At 72.0% G+C, this 16,879-nt stretch carries 15 protein-coding genes; 6 read left to right on the forward strand and 9 right to left on the reverse strand.

Annotated features, from left to right (window positions below):
- Positions 1-52: 52 nt before the first annotated feature.
- The 5 genes from AAHG09_RS13230 (at position 53) to AAHG09_RS13250 (ending at position 4,211) form a co-directional block, all read left to right on the forward strand.
- Positions 53-1,150 (forward strand): YeiH family protein, encoded by a 1,098-nt coding sequence (locus AAHG09_RS13230; RefSeq protein WP_342107736.1) that lies wholly within the window; start codon positions 53-55, stop codon positions 1,148-1,150.
- A 60-nt stretch (positions 1,151-1,210) separates the two neighbouring features.
- Entirely contained in the window at positions 1,211-2,464 is a 1,254-nt protein-coding gene (gene soxC / locus AAHG09_RS13235) for a sulfite dehydrogenase (protein ID WP_342107737.1), read from the forward strand.
- A complete protein-coding gene (locus AAHG09_RS13240; protein WP_342107738.1) occupies positions 2,451-2,990 on the forward strand; it encodes a c-type cytochrome in 540 nt (179 codons plus the stop codon). Before soxC ends, AAHG09_RS13240 begins: the two co-directional genes overlap by 14 nt.
- Positions 2,991-3,375: 385 nt before the next feature.
- Complete coding sequence (locus AAHG09_RS13245; RefSeq protein ID WP_342107739.1) at positions 3,376-3,618, forward strand: NepR family anti-sigma factor; 243 nt, start codon at positions 3,376-3,378, stop codon at positions 3,616-3,618.
- Positions 3,615-4,211 (forward strand): sigma-70 family RNA polymerase sigma factor, encoded by a 597-nt coding sequence (locus AAHG09_RS13250; RefSeq protein WP_342107740.1) that lies wholly within the window; start codon positions 3,615-3,617, stop codon positions 4,209-4,211. Before AAHG09_RS13245 ends, AAHG09_RS13250 begins: the two co-directional genes overlap by 4 nt.
- Before the next feature lie 172 nt (positions 4,212-4,383).
- On the opposite strand, the gene AAHG09_RS13255 is transcribed toward AAHG09_RS13250, so the two are convergent.
- The 9 genes from AAHG09_RS13255 to chpT all read right to left on the reverse strand — a co-directional run bounded on the left by AAHG09_RS13255 (position 4,384) and on the right by chpT (position 13,557).
- Complete coding sequence (locus tag AAHG09_RS13255) at positions 4,384-4,917, reverse strand: isochorismatase family protein (RefSeq protein ID WP_342107741.1); 534 nt, start codon at positions 4,915-4,917, stop codon at positions 4,384-4,386.
- A 16-nt stretch (positions 4,918-4,933) separates the two neighbouring features.
- Complete coding sequence (locus tag AAHG09_RS13260; protein WP_342107742.1) at positions 4,934-5,953, reverse strand: asparaginase; 1,020 nt, start codon at positions 5,951-5,953, stop codon at positions 4,934-4,936.
- 129 nt (positions 5,954-6,082) lie between these two features.
- Entirely contained in the window at positions 6,083-6,685 is a 603-nt protein-coding gene (locus AAHG09_RS13265; protein WP_342107743.1) for a hypothetical protein, read from the reverse strand.
- Between the two features lie 193 nt (positions 6,686-6,878).
- Entirely contained in the window at positions 6,879-7,745 is an 867-nt protein-coding gene (locus AAHG09_RS13270) for a CheR family methyltransferase (RefSeq protein WP_342107744.1), read from the reverse strand.
- Positions 7,742-8,941, reverse strand: a complete 1,200-nt coding sequence (locus AAHG09_RS13275) for a protein-glutamate methylesterase/protein-glutamine glutaminase (protein ID WP_342107746.1) — start codon at positions 8,939-8,941, stop codon at positions 7,742-7,744. The genes AAHG09_RS13270 and AAHG09_RS13275 overlap by 4 nt, the downstream gene beginning before the upstream one ends.
- Before the next feature lie 58 nt (positions 8,942-8,999).
- Positions 9,000-9,392, reverse strand: coding sequence for a response regulator (locus AAHG09_RS13280; protein WP_244042511.1), 393 nt, complete (start codon positions 9,390-9,392; stop codon positions 9,000-9,002).
- Between the two features lie 11 nt (positions 9,393-9,403).
- A complete protein-coding gene (locus AAHG09_RS13285) occupies positions 9,404-9,937 on the reverse strand; it encodes a chemotaxis protein CheW (RefSeq protein ID WP_342107749.1) in 534 nt (177 codons plus the stop codon).
- 79 nt (positions 9,938-10,016) lie between these two features.
- The gene (locus AAHG09_RS13290) at positions 10,017-12,743 is read right to left on the reverse strand and encodes a hybrid sensor histidine kinase/response regulator (protein WP_342107750.1); all 2,727 of its coding nucleotides are present in this window, start codon (positions 12,741-12,743) and stop codon (positions 10,017-10,019) included.
- A 103-nt stretch (positions 12,744-12,846) separates the two neighbouring features.
- Positions 12,847-13,557 carry a histidine phosphotransferase ChpT gene (gene chpT / locus AAHG09_RS13295; RefSeq protein ID WP_342107751.1) on the reverse strand — a complete coding sequence of 237 codons (711 nt, stop codon included), beginning with the start codon at positions 13,555-13,557 and terminating at the stop codon, positions 12,847-12,849.
- Positions 13,558-13,903: 346 nt separating this feature from the next.
- Here chpT and AAHG09_RS13300 point away from each other — a divergent pair, with 346 nt between their 5' ends.
- The gene (locus AAHG09_RS13300; RefSeq protein WP_342107753.1) at positions 13,904-16,834 is read left to right on the forward strand and encodes a bifunctional [glutamine synthetase] adenylyltransferase/[glutamine synthetase]-adenylyl-L-tyrosine phosphorylase; all 2,931 of its coding nucleotides are present in this window, start codon (positions 13,904-13,906) and stop codon (positions 16,832-16,834) included.
- Positions 16,835-16,879: the final 45 nt, after the last annotated feature.

Genomic DNA, 16,879 nt, shown 5'->3' on the forward strand with positions numbered 1-16,879 from the left:
GTCACCGGCACGGCAGGGATGGGTCCGAAACCTCGAGCGCGAAGCGACCGTCATGAAGGCTGACGCCTCCTCGAAGCCCGCCCCGGGCACCGCCTCCCGCGCCACCGCCGGGACCGGCGTCGGCTTTTCGCTCCTGCCCGGCATCGGCCTGTGCGCGGCGATCACCGCCGTGGCGATGGCCGCCCAGGCGCTGGAGGAGCGCGCCACCGGCCACCCCTACGTCGAGGCCCTGGTGCTGGCGATCCTGATCGGCATCGCGGTGCGCACCGCCTGGACGCCGGACGCGCGCTTCCGCGCCGGCATCGCCTTCTCGGCGAAGCAGCTCCTCGAAGTCGCCGTGGTGCTGCTCGGCGCCTCGTTGAGCCTCGGGGCGATCCTCGCCTCCGGCCCGGCCTTGCTCGCCGGCATCGTCGGCACCGTGGTGATCGGCATCGCGGCGAGCGTCGCGATCTGCCGGGCACTCGGGCTGCCGGCCCGGATGGCGATCCTGGTGGCCTGCGGCAACGCCATCTGCGGCAACTCGGCCATCGCGGCGGTGGCCCCGGTGATCGGCGCCGAGCCGAAGGACATCGCCGCCGCCATCGCGTTCACCGCCGTGCTGGGCGTGCTGATGGTGCTCGGCCTGCCGCTGTTCGTGCCCTTCGCGGGCCTCAGCGACAACCAGTACGGCGTGCTCGCGGGCCTCACGGTCTACGCGGTGCCGCAGGTGCTGGCCGCCACCGTGCCGGTGAGCCTGCTCTCGACGCAGGTCGGCACCCTGGTGAAGCTCGTGCGCGTGCTGATGCTCGGCCCCGTGGTGGTGGCCTTCTCGCTGATCGCCCCCCGGCTACCGCAGGCGACGACGGACTCCGCCGCGTCCCGGCCCGCCCCGGCCCGTCCCGGGCTGGCCAAGCTGGTGCCGTGGTTCATCCTCGGCTTCCTGGCGCTCGCGACGTTCCGCTCGCTGGGCCTCGTGCCGGACGCCGCCGTGAAGCCGCTGACGCAGCTCGCGGGGGTGCTCACGATCCTGTCCATGGCGGCGCTCGGCCTCGGCGTCGATGTCCGCGTCCTGGCCCGGGTCGGCGGCCGCGTCACCCTGGCGGTCACCGCCTCGCTCGCCGTCCTCGTCGCGGTGAGCCTGTGCCTCATCACAGGGCTCGGGATCCGGTAGGCGCCGGCGGGCTCACCCGGTATCCTCCCCCGGGGGGCTGATCGACTGGAGAGACAAGCGATGACGCGCGATCCCGACGATCCGCCGGCCCGGCGGCGCTTCCTCGTCCAGGGCGCGGCCGCGGCGGCCGCCCTCGTGGGCGGACGTGCCCAGGCGGACGGTCACCCGGAGGAGGCCGCGCCCCCCGCGATCCCGGCGTGGATGAAGACCCCCGGCGCCGATGTCGGCAGCCAGACCTACGGCACGCCGTCGCGCTTCGAGGCGGACGTGATCCGCAACGTGCCCAAGGGCCTGAAGCAGTACACCTCCGCGTCGAGCCGCACGCCGCTCCAGGATCTCGACGGCATCCTGACGCCCAACGGCCTGTTCTACGAACGCCACCACGGCGGTATCCCCGACATCGACCCCGCCCAACACCGTCTGATGATCCACGGGCTCGTCGAGACGCCGCTGATCCTGACGATGGACGACATCCGCCGCTTCCCGTCGGAATCGCACATCCACTTCCTCGAATGCTCCGGCAATCCGGGCTTCGAGGCGATCAAGGGCAAGACGGCCTCGGACCTCGTCGGCCTCGTGAGCTGCGCCGAATGGACCGGCGTGCGCCTCGCCACGGTGCTGCGCGAGGCCGGGCTCAAGCCGGAGGCGCAATGGGTCGTCGCGGAGGGCGCCGACGCCGCCGCCCTCACCCGGAGCATCCCGATCGCGAAGTGCCTGGACGACGCGCTGCTGGTCTACAGCCAGAACGGCGAGCGCCTGCGCCCGCAACAGGGCTACCCGCTGCGGGTGCTCCTGCCCGGCTTCGAGGGCAACATGAACGTGAAGTGGCTGCGCCGCCTCAACGTGACGGCGGAGCCGGCCTATTCCCGCGAGGAGACGTCCAAGTACACGGATTCCATGCCGGACGGCACGGCCCGGCAATTCACCTTCGTGATGGAGGCGAAGTCGATCATCACCCGGCCCTCCGGCACCCAGCGGATCGCCCCCGGCTTCCACGAGATCACCGGCATCGCCTGGAGCGGGCGTGGCAAGATCCGGGGCGTGCAGGTCACGACCGACGGGGGCAAGAGCTGGCAGGAGGCGGCCCTGCAGGAACCGGTCCTGACCCGGGCGCTGACCCGCTTCCGCCTGCCCTGGATCTGGGACGGCCAGCCGACCACCCTCATGAGCCGGGCGATCGACGAGACCGGCTACGTGCAGCCGAGTTTGTCCGATCTCACGGCGGTGCGGGGGCTCAAGTCCTTCTACCACAACAACGCGACCGTGCCCTGGCGCATCGCGGAGAGCGGCGAGGTGACCAATGGCTACGCGTAACGCCCGCGCGCTCGCGGCCGCCCTCCTCCTCGTCGGCCTCGCCGGCGCGGCGCGGGCCGCGGAGCGCTACGGGATCGGCCGGGCCGCCACCGAGGCCGAGATCGCGGCCTGGAACATCGACATCGACCGCGAGGGCCGGAAGCTGCCGCCGGGCAGCGGCAGCGTCGCGCAGGGCCACGCGGTGTTCGAGGCGCAGTGCGCCGCCTGCCACGGGGCCCGCGGGGAAGGCGGGGTCGGCGATCCGCTGGTCGGCGGCCGGGGCAGCCTGGCCTCGGCCAAGCCGCTCAAGACGGTCGGCAGCTTCTGGCCCTACGCGCCGACGCTGTTCGACTACATCCGCCGGGCCATGCCGATGACCGCCCCGGAATCGCTCAGCGCCGACGAGGTCTACGCGGTCTCGGCCTACATCCTGAACCTGAACGGGCTCGTGCCGGACGGGGCGGTGCTCGACGCCCAGTCCCTGGCGGCGGTGCGGATGCCGAACCGCGACGGCTTCGTCCCGGATCCGCGCCCGGACGTGCGCTGACCGGCGGCGTTCTGATCGCCCGGAGCGTCAGTCGGCACCCCACGCGTCCCCCCTCCCCCCTCTGCCGTGATGGGGGACGCGAAATCGGGATCGTTCCCGCCGGTCATCCGCCGTTCAGGCAGCGCGACCGATATTCCCTACAGCCAAGCTATAAATAAGTATTTCTGGATTGTAACTGAAGATATATTTTGCAAAAACTTAGACAAGCTGGGCCATTTCAAGATTAAAATTACCTGAATGCGCAATTCAGAACCGATTAAATCCGTAAGGCCTAACAGCGCCGCCGGAAGGCGATGAGACGCGTTTCCGCCACGGCCCGGCGACGGACCGAAGCGGCGGATCGCAGGACCCCGCGGGGCCATCGCGCACGGTACGGGGCGCAACCATGTCGGGGAGCAAGAACGAGCGGGCGGTCTCCACCGCCCCGCGGGCGGATGCGGCCGACACGGTCGTCCCGTTCCCGGCAGCGCGGCACCCCCACACGCCACGCCGCGCGATCGATGCGGCGGTCCAGGAGCGGATCGGGCGCGGCCTGCGCCTGCACTACGCGGAGGTCCTGGCCCAGCCGGTCCCGGATCGGCTCCTGACGCTCCTCGACGCCCTCGCCGAGACGGAGGCCCAGCCATGACCCTGATGCTCCAAGCCGCCCCCGCGGGGAGCGGCTCCGGCCCGGCTCCGGCGGGGACCGATCCCGAGATGCGCGATCTGCTGCTGGGGGCGATCCCGGCCCTGCGGGCCTTCGCGTTCTCGTTGACCTACGATCTCGACCGGTCGGACGACCTCGTGCAGGACACCCTGGTCCGGGCCTGGATCAACGCCGCGAGCTTCCGCCGGGGCACCAACCTCACGGCGTGGCTGTTCACGATCCTGCGCAACCTGTTCTACTCGGAGCAGCGCAAGCGCAAGCGCGAGGTCGAGGACGCCGACGGGGTCCATGCCGGCCGCCTGACCAGCCTGCCCGAGCAGGAGGTCCGGATGGAGATGGCGCAGTTCCAGAGCGCCCTGAACCAGCTCCCGGCCGCCCAGCGCGAGGCCCTGGTCCTGGTCGGCGCCCAGAGCTTCACCTACGAGGAGGCCGCGGCGATCTGCGGCGTCGCGGTCGGCACGATCAAGAGCCGGGTGAGCCGCGCCCGGGTCCGGCTGATCGAGGTGCTGGGCATGGAGGGGACCGACGATATCGGCCCCGACGCCCAGACCCGGGCGGCGCTCGACGGGGGCTGATCAAGCCCCGTCATGGGATGCCAAAGGACGGGTCCTTTGGCGGGTGCAGGGCAGAGCCCTGCTGACGGATCTCCGACCCCCTTCCGGGGGCCGGAGATCCGTTCGTCGGGGTTTCACCCCGACACCCCACCAAAGGGCTGAGCCCTTTGGGATCCCCGTTCGGGACGTGGCCTCACTTGATCAGCCGGACGACCTCGCGGAAGCGCGGGTGCCGGGCGGTGCCGAGCCATTCGAACACCACCATCTCGGTGGTGACGATCTCGGCGCCGTGGGCCGCCATCCGGGCGAGCGCCGCGTCCCGGTTCTCGGTCTTCCGCGAGCCCACCGCGTCGGCGACCACGGTGACGCGCCGCCCGGCCTCCAGCAGGCCGAGCACCGTCTGCAGCACGCAGATATGCGCCTCGCAGCCGGTCACCACGCAGTCGCGCCCCTCCGGCAGGCGCTCGAGGAAGCCCGGCGCCCGGGTGGCGCCGAAACTCATCTTCGGGAAGGCCGCCCCGGGCGCGGGGGCGAGCTCCGGCACGGTCGGCCCGAGGCCGCCGGCATTCTGCTCGGTGACCAACACCGGCACGTCGAGGAGCCCGGCGGCGGCCTTGAGGCGGCCCGTGTTGGCGATCACCGCCTCGCCCCCGGCGATGGCCGGCATCAGCCGGACCTGCACGTCGATAACGAGGAGCAACGATCGGGCGGGGTCGATCAGCGGCATCGGGCGCGGCACGGGCTCAATAGGTCGCGAACAGGCGCGCCACCGCCTCCGGCTCCGCCGTGACGGTCAGCGCCAGGGCGAGGAGGATCCGGGCCTTCTGCGGGGTGAGATTGTCGGCGCTGAGGATGCCGCGGCTGCGCAGGCCGGTGGTGAGCGGCACCACGCCACTCCCGGCGCGGGTCGACATCACCACCACGATCCCGGCGGCGACCGCCGCCCCGAGGGCCTCCGCCTCACCGGACGGCACCATGCCGGGCGCGAGCCCCGCCGCCACGAGGCCACGCGCCCCCGCGGCCTGGAACGCCCGCACGGCGGTGCCGTCGGCATCGGCGTAGCCATAGGCGATGTCGACCCGCGGCAGCGCGGACAGGCTCCGGAGATCGAAGGGCGTGCCCGGCGCGTGCGCCCGCTCCGAGCGCCGGTAGTACCGGACATGCGCGCCGTCGACCTGGCCGAGCACTCCGAAATCCGGAGTCCGGAAGGTCTGGAGCCGGGCTACCGAGGTCTTGGTCACCTCGCGGGCCGCCTGGATCTCGTCGTTGAGCACCACGAGGACGCCGCGCCCGCGCGATTCGGGCGCCGCCGCGGTACGCACCGCCGCCACGAGGTTGAGCTTCGCGTCGGTGGACAGCGCGCTCATCGGGCGCTGCGCGCCGACCAGCACCACCGGCAGATCCACCGTCAGGGTGAGGCTCAACGCGTAGGCGGTCTCCTCCAGGGTGGCGGTGCCGTGGCCGATCACGATGCCGGCGAGGTCCGGATGCTCCGCCGCGAGGCGCGCGCACAGGCCGACGAGGTCGCGCCACTCGGCGAAGCCGATCGCCGGGCTCGGCACGGCCCGGAACGGGACCGGCACCATCGTGGCCACCCCCGCGAGTTCCGGGACCGCCTTCAGCAGGCCGGGGGCGTCGAGGCGCCGGTCCGTGGCGCCGTAGTCGAGGATGTCGAGGGCATCGCTCCCGAGGGATGCGATCGTCCCGCCCGTTCCGATGAACGCCACCTTGGGCAGCGCCCGCCCCATCGTCCCTGCCGTCATGCCGAGTCTCCCGGCCGCTTCCGGCCCCGCGTGTGCGGACGATGCCGCGGCGGAAGGCCGGGGTCGACCCCACCGGGCGCAGGCGGGCGATGCGCCGGACGATGGGCGCATCGCCGGGACGCGGCGGCGTCAGCTTCGAAAGTCGACCAGGAGGGCCGAGATGGAGCTGCCGGTGCTGCTGCCGCTCGCCCCATAGCCGGCGCCGGAGGACTGGCTGCTCTGGAGCTGCTGGAGGAAGCTGGCCAGCAGATCGCTCGCCGACGCGGTGTCGGAGCTGCTCGACGGGCTGCCGTCGGAGGCGGCGTCGCCCGGCGGCGGGCCGGGCGGGGGCCCGGGGGGCGGGCCGCCGGCACCGGAGACGCCCCCATCCGCCGCGTCGGCCGTCTGGGTGCTCTGGCCGTGGCTGGCGAACAGGGTCTTCAGCTCGGTGGCCTGATCGCTGGTCAGGCTGCCGCTGCTCACCTGATCGGCGATCAGGCTGTCGATCCGGTCCTTCATGGAGGACGGGTCGAGCTTGGCTTGGCTGCCGCTGCTCGCGTTCGTCCGGTCCGCCGACAGGCTCGAATCGATCGACGACAGGGCGCTGGTCAGGGCGGTGGCGTCGGTGCTGCTGAGCGTGCCCGCCGACAATTCGCTGCTGATCGTGGCGGCCATCCGCGTCTGCGGGCTGTCCTGGCTGGACCAGCGCGGCGCGTAGAGCTGCGACGCGGTGGTTGACGTGATGCTACTCATGGAAACGCTCGGGGCACGGAACTGCCGGAATCGCCCGGCGGCGGGTCCGTGTGCAAATTACCCACGCGGTTATTAAGGCCGCGTTTCCTGGGTACCGTCAATGCAGGACGCCCGGAGGACATCCGAAATCCGGCTCGGGGACATGGGTGTGTCGTCGCGCGGTGGGCACCAGAGGCCGCGCGACGGCGCCGGCTCAGACGCCGGCCGCCACCCGCAGCGGCAGCGCCGTCTCGCCCAGGCGCACCGCCGGTGCGGCATGCGTGTAGAGGCCGCGATGCTTCGGATGGGGCGCGAGCCGGTCGGTCAGGCCGATCACCGTCTCGGCGGCGCCCAGGAGCAGCGCGCCCTCCGGGGCGAGCTGAGCGGCGAGCCGCGCCAGCACGTCCGACTTCGTCGGGGCATCGAAGTAGATCAGCACGTTGCGGCAGTAGATGATGTCGAACTGGCCGAGCATCGTGAAGCTGTGCAGCAGGTTGAGCTGGCGGTAATCCACCATGCCGCGCAGGCTCTGGGCGATCTGCCACTGCTCGCCGACCTGGGTGAAGTACTTGATCAGCCATTGCACCGGCAGGCCGCGCTGGACCTCGAAATGGCTGTAGAGCCCGGCCTTGGCCTTCTCGATCACCTCGGTGGAGATGTCGGTGGCCACGATCTCGACCTGCCAGCCCGGCATCCGGGGCGCCGCCTCCTGCAGCAGCATGGCGAGCGAGTACGGCTCCTGGCCCGTCGAGGAGGCCGCGCACCAGATCCGCAGCTTGCGCCGGCTGGCGTTGCGCATCAGCGCCTCCGGCAGCAGCGTGTCGCGGAACAGGTCGAACGGGATCCGGTCGCGGAAGAAGAAGGTCTCGTTCGTGGTCATCGCCTCGACCACGTCCCGCTCCATCGCGCCGTCCCGGCCGAGCTTGAGCGCGCTGATCAGCTCGCCGAGGCTCCCGAGCCCGTAGCGGCGGCAGATCGGAGTCAGCCGGCTCTCCACGAGGTAGCGCTTCTCGGCGGTCAGCGCGAGGCCGGAGCGCTGCTTGAGGAAGCCGCGCAGGAATTCGAATTCGAGCTCGGTCATGCCGCGTGCCCCGTGATCATGGCGCGCAAAGCCGTCGCGAGTTCGGACAGCGGCAGCACCGCCTCGGCGAGGCCGGCGCGCGCGACGCTGCCCGGCATCCCCCAGACCGTGCTGGTGGCCTCGTCCTGGGCGAGCACCGGGCCGCCGGCCTCCGTGAGCGCCCGGGCGCCGTTGGTGCCGTCCGACCCCATGCCGGTGAGGATCACGGTCGCGGTGGCGGCGCCGAACACGACCGCCGCGTCCTTGAACAGCACGTCGACCGCGGGCCGGCAGAAATTCACCGGCGGCCCGTCGGTGAGCTTGATGGCCGGGCCGTTCGGGCCCGCGGCGAGGCCCATGTGGCGGCCGCCCGGGGCCACGTAGATCCGGCCGGCCTCGATCCGCTCGTCGGGCTTGCCCTCGGCCGCTTGGATCCCGGTGCGGGTGGTGAGATGCTCGGCGAACACCGCGGTGAAGATCGGCGGCATGTGCTGCACGATCAGCACCGGGAGCCGGCGGAGCGCCGCCGCGCCGATCCCTTCCAGCATCTCGCCCACCGCCCGCGGCCCGCCCGTGGAGGAGCCGATCAGCAGGGCACGGGGCGCCGTGCGGGTGCGAACCTTCGGCCGCAGGGTGAAGGGCGTCGCCGGGCGCGGCGCGGCCGGTGCCGTGGGGGCAACCGGCGCAGGCGCCGGTGCGGCCGGCGCCGGATGGGCGGCCGGGGCGGAGACGGGGCGCCGCGTCCGGGCCCGGGCCGCGCCGAAGACGCGCACGCGCTCGATCAGCTCCGCCCGGAAGACGTCCGAGGTGGTGACGCCGCGGCTGCTCTCGGGCTTGGCGATGTAGTCCACCGCCCCGAGGGCGAGGCATTTGAGGGAGATGTCGGCGTTGCGCGTGGTCAGCGTCGACATCATCACGACCTGCACGCTCGGGCTCATGGCGAGCATGCGCGGCAGCGCCGTGGTGCCGTCGAGTTCCGGCATCTCGATGTCGAGCAGGACCACGTCCGGGTCGTGCTTGGCGATCATCTCGATGGCGATCCGGCCGTTCGAGGCGGTGCCGACGAGTTCGAAGCCCGCCTCGCCGATCCAGCGGGCCACGAGCCCGCGCACGACGGCGGAATCGTCGGCCACAAGCACCCGGATCGTAGCCGCGGACCCGGTCGTGCTCTGGTTCGGCGGCGTGCGCAGCGGGGCGGCCGCGGGGCTCAGGGCCATGATGCTTGCCTCGGATACGGGGCCGCGGATGCGGAAACGGGTGCGGTGGTCGAAAGGATCAGGCCGCGTCGGCCACGAGGCCGACTTGCTCGAGCTTGGCGGTCAGGATGTCGCGGTCGAAGGGCTTCATGATGTACTCGTCCGCCCCCGCCCGCAGCGCCCGGGCGATGGCGCCGATATCGTTCTCGGTGGTGCAGAACAGGACCTTGGGCACCTCGCCCCCCTCGCTCCGGCGCAGGGCCTGCAGGAAGGCGTAGCCGTCCATGTTCGGCATGTTCCAATCGAGCAGGATCGCGTCCGGCATGTGCGCCGCGCAGGCTTCCAGCGCGGCGTTGCCGTCCTCGGCCTCGCTGACGTTCATGCCGAGATCCTCGATGATCCGGCGGGCGACCTTCCGGATCACCGCGGAATCGTCCACGACCAGGCAGTTGGTCTCGTGCGGCGCCTTCATGGCCCTCTCCCTCAAGCCGCCTTGGCGCCGGCAGGCGTGAAGCCGAGGAGCGCATCCACGTCGAGGATCACCAACAGGCGCCCGTCGAGCCGGTGGACGCAGGTGGCGAGGTTGCGGAAGCGCGGATCGAGGTTGATCGGCACCGCCTCCCGGCTGTCGGCACCGAGCTTCAGCACCTCGCCGACGCCGTCCACCACGAGGGCGAAAGTCTCGCCCGCCTGCTCCAGGCCGATCGCCATCTTCGGCGAGGCCTTCGAGCCGTCCGCCTCGTCCGCCGCGTCGGGCAGGCCGAGGCGCCGGCGCAGGCTCATGGCGGTGACCACGCGGCCGCGCAGGTTCAGCAGGCCGACGATCTCGGCCGGCGCGAGCGGCACCGGCGTCACGCCCGAGGGCACGAACACGTCGTGGACCCGCTCGATCGCGAGCCCGAACAGGGTCTCGCCGACGAAGACCGTCACGAAATCGTCGGTGGCACCGGTCTCGACGCCGTTGGTGGTGGCGCCACTCGCTGGCGCGCCGGTGGCGTTGGCATTGGCAGCCTGCATCGGAACTCTCCGGATGATCGTCTCGATCGTTTCGATCGACGTGTGCGTTTCGATCGCGGTGGGACGGGCGGCGCCGGGATCAGGCCGCCTTCGAGACCGTCTCGGCGCCGATCTCGGCCAGGGCGGAGATCAGGCCGGCCCGATCGAACTTCGCCACGAGATCGGCGATCGCCAGGGTCCGGGCCCGCTCCACCGCGTCGGCGCCGATCGCCCCGGTGAGGCCGATCACCGGGAGCGCGGCGAGCCGCGCCTCGCCCCGGCGCATCGCCGCCACGAGGTCGAAGCCGCTGCGGCCCGGCATCTCGAGGTCGGTGACCACCACCTCGATCGCCGGATCGGACTGGAGCATGTCGAGCGCCGCCTCCGCACTCGCCGCCGTGACCACGTGATAGCCCGCCGCCTTCAGCACCGGGGTCAGCATGTCGCGGAAGAAGGCCGAGTCGTCGACCAGCAGGATCGTGGAGAGCTGCTCGGGCCGCTTCAGGCCGCGCGCCCAGTCGTCGTAGGCCAGCGGCAGGAAGTGGGCGATGTTGATGATGTCGGTCGCCCGGCCCCGCAGCACCGCCGAGCCGATCAGGTCCGAACGGTCGGCCGCGATCTCGATGTCGAGGCGCTCCTCGACGATATCGACGATCTCGTCGACCACGAGGCCCATGGCGCGCTCGCCGTCCGAGAACACCACCAGGGCCTGGGTCCCCTCCGACTTGATGGCGATGCCCGGATCGGCCGGCACCAGCGGCATCAGGCGCCCGCGGTACTGGATCAGCGCACGGCCGCCGAGCCACTCGACCTTCGCGCACTCGATCTCCTCGAGGCGGGTGACCAGCGAGAGCGGCACCGCCTTGAAGCTGCCCTGGCCGCCCTTGAACACCAGGAGCGTGGTCTTGGAATCGGCCACCTCGTTCGCCGCGTCGTCGTCGGCATCGGCGTGGCCGCCGCTGCCCTGGACGCCCTGCGCCACCTGCCGGGCGACGCCGTTCGGATCGACGATCAGCACCACGGCGCCGTCGCCCAGGATCGTATTGCCGGCAAACATCGGGATGTGGCGCAGCTTCACCGACATCGGCTTCACGACGATTTCCTCCGTGTGGAAGACCTCGTCGACGAGGATGCCGAAGCGCTCCCGCCCGACCTGGGCGACCACCACGAAGCCGGCCTGCTCCGTGTCGCTGCCGGCCGGGGTCTGCCCGAGCAGGCCGGTGAGCGAGACGATCGGCAGCAGCCGCTCGCGCAGGCGCAGCACCGGCGCGCCGTTGATCCGCTCGACCCGCTGCGCGCCCGCATCGACCCGCACCAGCTCCAGCACCGCCACCTGCGGTAGGGCGAAGCGGTGCTCGCCGGCCCGCACGATCAGCGCCGCCACGATGGCCAGCGTGAGCGGGATCTTGATGGTGAAGGTCGTCCCGCGACCCGCCGTGGTGGCGATGTCGATCAGGCCGCCGATGGTCTCGATGTTGGTCTTGACCACGTCCATGCCGACGCCGCGACCCGACACCGAGGTGACCGCCGCCGCCGTGGAGAAGCCCGCGTCGAAGATGAACTTGGCGACCTGCGCGTCGGTCATCCGGTCGACATCGGCCTGGGAGGCGAGCCCGCGCTGCACCGCCTTCTGGCGGATCGCCGCGAGGTTCAGGCCCTTGCCGTCGTCGGCGATCTCGATCGTGATCGTGCCGCCCTCGTGGTAGGCGGCGAGCCGGATCGTGCCGCGGGCGGGCTTGCCCGCCGCCACGCGCTCGGCGGTCGATTCGAGGCCGTGATCGGCCGAGTTGCGGACCATGTGGGTCAGCGGGTCCTTGATGACCTCAAGGACCTGCCGGTCGAGCTCGGTCTCGGCACCGACCATCACGAGGTCGATCTGCTTGCCGAGTTCCGCCGAGAGGTCGCGGACCACGCGCGGCAGCTTCTGCCATGCATTGCCGATCGGCTGCATGCGCGTCTTCATCACGCCGTCCTGCAGCTCGGCCGTGACGTGGGACAGGCGCTGCAGCGGGACCTTGTAGCTCGAATCCTCGTGCCGGCGGGCGATCTCGAGGAGCTGGTTGCGGGTCAGCACCAGCTCGGACACCATCGTCATCAGGTGCTCGAGCGTGTCGACGCTCACCCGGATGGTCTGATTGTTCTTGGCCGCCGCGGTGGTCTCGCCCTCGGCGCCGCCACCCTCGGCCTTCTCGGCGCGCGCCGGCTCGGCCTCGGCAACCTCGACGGGCGCCGGCTCGGCCTTCGGCGCGCTCGCCTTGGGAGCGGCCACAGGGGCAGCGGCCGCCACGGGCGCAGGCGCCGCGAAATCCGATTCGTCCGGCCCCGGCGCCGCCAGGAAGGCGGCCTCCAGATCGTCGAGGGAGACCTCGCCGGGCTTCAGTTCGCGGGCCACCGGCTCGGGCAGCACCGGCTCCGGCGGGGGCGGCGGCGGCGGCGGAGCCGATGCCTCGGCCGAGCCCTCGGCCATGCGCTCCAGGGCGGAGATGAGGTCGTCATCCGACCCCGCCGGCTCTGTGCCGGTCGCCTCCAGATCGGCCAGGATCTCCTTCAGCCGGTCCAGGGTCAGCAGGATCAGGGTCACCGAGGCGGACGTGGCGGGCAGCCCGTCCCGGAATCGGCCCATCAAGGTTTCGGCGGCATGCGCCAAGGCTTCGAGGCGCGGAAGACCGAGAAACCCGCATGTTCCTTTGATCGTGTGAACCAGACGGAAGATGTTCCGCAGGATCGTCTCGTTATTGGGATCCTGCTCGAACCGGACGAGCTCTGCATCGACCGTATCGAGATGCTCGCCGCTCTCAGTCAGGAACTCGCGAAGCAGGTCGTCCATAGGGGCTACTCGTTACGGAGAGAAGGTCTCGCGCACCGTACTTACTCAGGCGCGGTTAGGGAAGCGTTTCAGTTCCCGCCCCGCGCCGGAGTTTTTCAGAATTTCACGCCTGTGCGGTGTCTGAACCCTCACCGGAGGCCTCATCGGATGCTTCGATCACTGTCGGCGCGGCCGTGATCGTCACTTCATCATCCTGAATGGCGAATCGAACATCCATGGCGGCGGCCCGCGCCACGAGGCCGGCGTAGAACGGCAGGATGCCGTGGGCGTCGACCGTGCCGCTCTCGGGGCTGCCAGCCATCAGCTCCTCCACGTGGGGGGGAATGCGGGCGTGCGAGCCCTTGGCCTTCAGCACGAAGGTCGGCGCCTCGCCGTCGCCGGAGACGACGGCATCGATGGCGCCGCCCCGCGGAATCGCGGTCGTGGCGATCATCACGAGGTTGAGCAGCAGCTTGACCTTGTTCTTGGGGAACAGCGCCTGCGGGGCGCTCCAGGTCAGCTTGGTCTTGTCGTCGGAGAACATCCCCTTGGCCACACCCTCGGCATCGGCGAGGTCGATCGAGGCGCCGGCCGATCCCGCGGCCCCGAAGGCGATCCGGGCGAATTTCAGCCGCGCCGAGGCCTGCCGGGCGCTCTTGCCGATCAGTTCCAGCGCGAAGACGCGCATCGATTCGTCCTGGTCGTCCTCCAGGACTTCGAGCCCGTTCACGATTGCGCCGACGGGGCTGATCACGTCGTGGCAGACGCGGGAGCAGAGCAGGGCCGCGAGATCGAGGCCGTCGAGGGTCAGGGTCGGCGAGTTCGGGGACGACATGGTGCGCTCCGGGGGGATCTGGTTCGGGCGTCTGCGGGCCGGGGCCCCGACGGGCGGCCGTTCGTCGGCCGCCGCATCCGGCGTACACGTCGCCCAGAGGAGTCCGCGCGCGCGGCGGGCCGGACCGGGGGCGACGGCCGGTCCGCACGGATAAACGCCACGCCGGCCTTTGAAAAGCGTTACCGGGATTGACGGATCGGTGATCAAAGCCTCGACTCGACAACGCGATTCGAGGCCGCGCCAGGGAGGGTGCGGCATGAAACGCGTCGTCGGCCTACGGGTTAGCCCCATGCCCATGGTCCGCGGGTCCGGCCGCGGCGGATCGCCAACGTCCTGAACCCGCCCCATGCCGACCGCTTCCCTGCGCGACACGCTCCACCCCCGCCTCCGCGTCGCGGACCGGGACACCGCCGAGGCCCGGCTCGCCGAGATCGCGCCCGCCTTCGCCGCGGGCTTCCTGACGCCCGCCTGTCGCGACCTGCTCCTGGGCCTCGCCGACCATTCCCCGTTCCTCTGGCAGACCTGCCGGCGGGCGCCGGAGCGCCTCGTCGCCCTGCTGGACCAGCCGCCGGACGCGGCGAGCCGGGACATCATCGCCCGCCAGCGCGCGGTCGGGGCGGCCTGCGGGGCCAATCCCGATCTCGCGGCGGTCGGCCGGCAGCTGCGCGTCAATCGGGAGACGCACGCGCTCCTCGTGGCGCTCGCCGACCTCGGCGGCTGCTGGGATGTCGCGGCCGTCACCCGGGCGCTGTCCGACTTCGCCGACGCGTCGGTGAGCGCGGCCACCGAGGCGCTGCTGCGGCAGGGGATGGCGGCCGGCCGCTTCCGGCCGCCGGATCCGGAGGCGCCACAGGCCGGATCGGGGCTGATCGTCCTCGGGCTCGGCAAGCACGGCGGCCAAGAGCTGAACTATTCGAGCGATATCGACCTCGTGGTCTTCTACGAGACGACCGCCGCTTCGGCCGCGACCGGGGGCGATCCGAAACCGTTCTTCGTCAAGCTGGCACAGGGGCTGGTGAAGCTCCTGTCGGACCGGACCCCGGAGGGCTACGTCCACCGCATCGACTACCGGTTGCGGCCGGACCCGGGCTCCACCGCGGTCGCCCTCTCGACGGGCTTCGCCTTCGACTACTACCAGACGCTGGGCCAGAACTGGGAACGCGCCGCCTTCATTAAGGCCCGGCCGGTCGCGGGCGACATCCCGGCCGGGGCGGCGTTCCTGGCCGAACTGGCGCCGTTCATCTGGCGGCGGCACTTCGACTTTCCGGCGATCGCCGAGATCCACGCCCTCAAGCGGCAGATCCACATGGTCCGCGGCCACGAGACCATCGCGGTCGCCGGCCACGACATCAAGATCGGCCGCGGCGGCATCCGGGAGATCGAGTTCTTCGTCCAGACGCAGCAACTGGTCTTCGGCGGCCGCAAGCCCGCCCTGCGGGGTCGCTCCACCGTGGCGATGCTCGACGGCTTGGCGGCGGCGGGCTGGATCGACGGACGCGCCCGGGACGAGCTGACCGAGGCCTACGGCTTCCTGCGCACCCTGGAGCACCGCATCCAGATGGTCCGCGACGAGCAGACTCAGCGCCTGCCGACCGGCACCGAGGCGCTGACCGGGCTCGCCCTGTTCGCGGGCTTCCCGGATCTCGCGGCCTTCGAGGCGGCGTTCCTGCACCAGGCCGGCCGGGTCCAGGCCCATTACGCCCTGCTGTTCGAGGCGGAGGACCCCGACGCCGAGGTGGGGCTCGTGTTCGGGGCGGGCGAGACGCCGGAGCCCGAGACCCTGGCGCGGCTCGCCGCCTTCGGCTTCCGCGAGCCGGAGCGCGCCTGGGAGACCGTGCAGGGCTGGCACCGCGGCCGCCGCCCGGCCCTGCGCACCGCCCGGGCCCGGGAGATCCTCGCCGAGATGCTGCCGGCCCTGCTGCGGGCGCTCGGCGGCACCGCCGATCCGGACGCGGCCCTGCTCGCCCTCGACCGGGCCTTCGCGCGGATGCCGGCCGTGGCGGAGCTGCTGGCGATCCTGCGCGCCCACGAGCGCCTGCGCCTGCTCTTCGCCGACATCCTGGGCACGGCGCCGCGGCTTGCCGATACGGTGGGGCTGAGCCCGCACGTCCTCGACACGGTGCTGGATCCGGATTTCGTCGCGCCGAATCCCGATCCCGACGCGGTGCGCGCCCAGTACCGGGCCCTGGTCAGCCAGCCGGCGAGCCACGAGGAGTTTCTGGACCGCTGCCGGGACGCCACCCGGCAGATGAATTTCGTGACCGGCGCGCGCCTGCTCTCGGGCATCCTGACGCCCCGGCAGGCCGGGGAGGCCTACGCGGTGGTCGCCGACGCCACGGTGGCGCTGAGCCTGGAGGCGGAGGCGGCCCGCTTCGCGCAGGATCACGGCGCGGTGCCGCAGGGGCGGTGCTGCGTCCTGGCGCTCGGACGGCTGGGATCGCGCCAGCTCAGCGCCGACTCCGACCTTGACCTCGTGTTCCTGTACGATTTCGATCCCGCGGACCGGACCAGCGACGGGCGGCGCCCCCTCGATGCGGTCGTGGCCTACAACCGTCTGGCGCAGCGCCTCACCGCGGCGCTCACCACGGCGACCCGGCGCGGCCGGCTCTACGCGGTCGACCTGCGGCTGCGGCCCTACGGCAGCCACAGCCCGCCGGCCGTACAGGTCAGCGGCTTTGCGACCTATCACCGCGAGGCGGCGGAGCCGTGGGAGCACATGGCCCTGGCCCGGGCCCGGATCGTGGCGGGCGACGCCACCCTGGGGGCGGCCGTCATGGCCGAGATCGCCGCGATTCTGTCCCGACCGCGCGCGCCGGCCACGGTCTGCGCCGAGGCGGGGGCGATGCGGGCGCTCGTCGCCCGGGAGCGCGGCCATGCCGGCCCCTACGACCTGAAGCTCGCCCCCGGCGCCCTGTTCGACCTCGACTTCCTGGCCCAGGCCATCGTGCTGAGCCACGCCTGCGACTGGCCGGACGGCATCGGGCTCGGCGCGGAGGCCATCTTCCGCGGGGCGGCGGCGCGGGGCCTGCTGCCGGACGCGGCGGCCGAGGCGCTGGCCGAGACCTACGGGTTCCTCGACGCGGTCTATCAATGGCAGCGGCTGGTGATGGCCGACCCCGCCGGGGCGCCGTCCGAGACGGCCGCCCGGCAGATCGCCAAGGCCCTGGGCCTGCCGGACGCCCGCAGCCTCGCGGCGGAGCTGCGCCGCCACCGGCGCCGGAGCCAGGCCCTGATGGCGCGGATCCGGCGGTCGGTGAGGCTGCCGGCCTGCCCTTGAGCCGCATTCCGTGCGGACGCCAATGGCTGTCGCTCCGGTCGGCGG

It is taken from the genome of Methylobacterium guangdongense (assembly GCF_038442355.1).
Lineage (GTDB): Bacteria > Pseudomonadota > Alphaproteobacteria > Rhizobiales > Beijerinckiaceae > Methylobacterium > Methylobacterium guangdongense.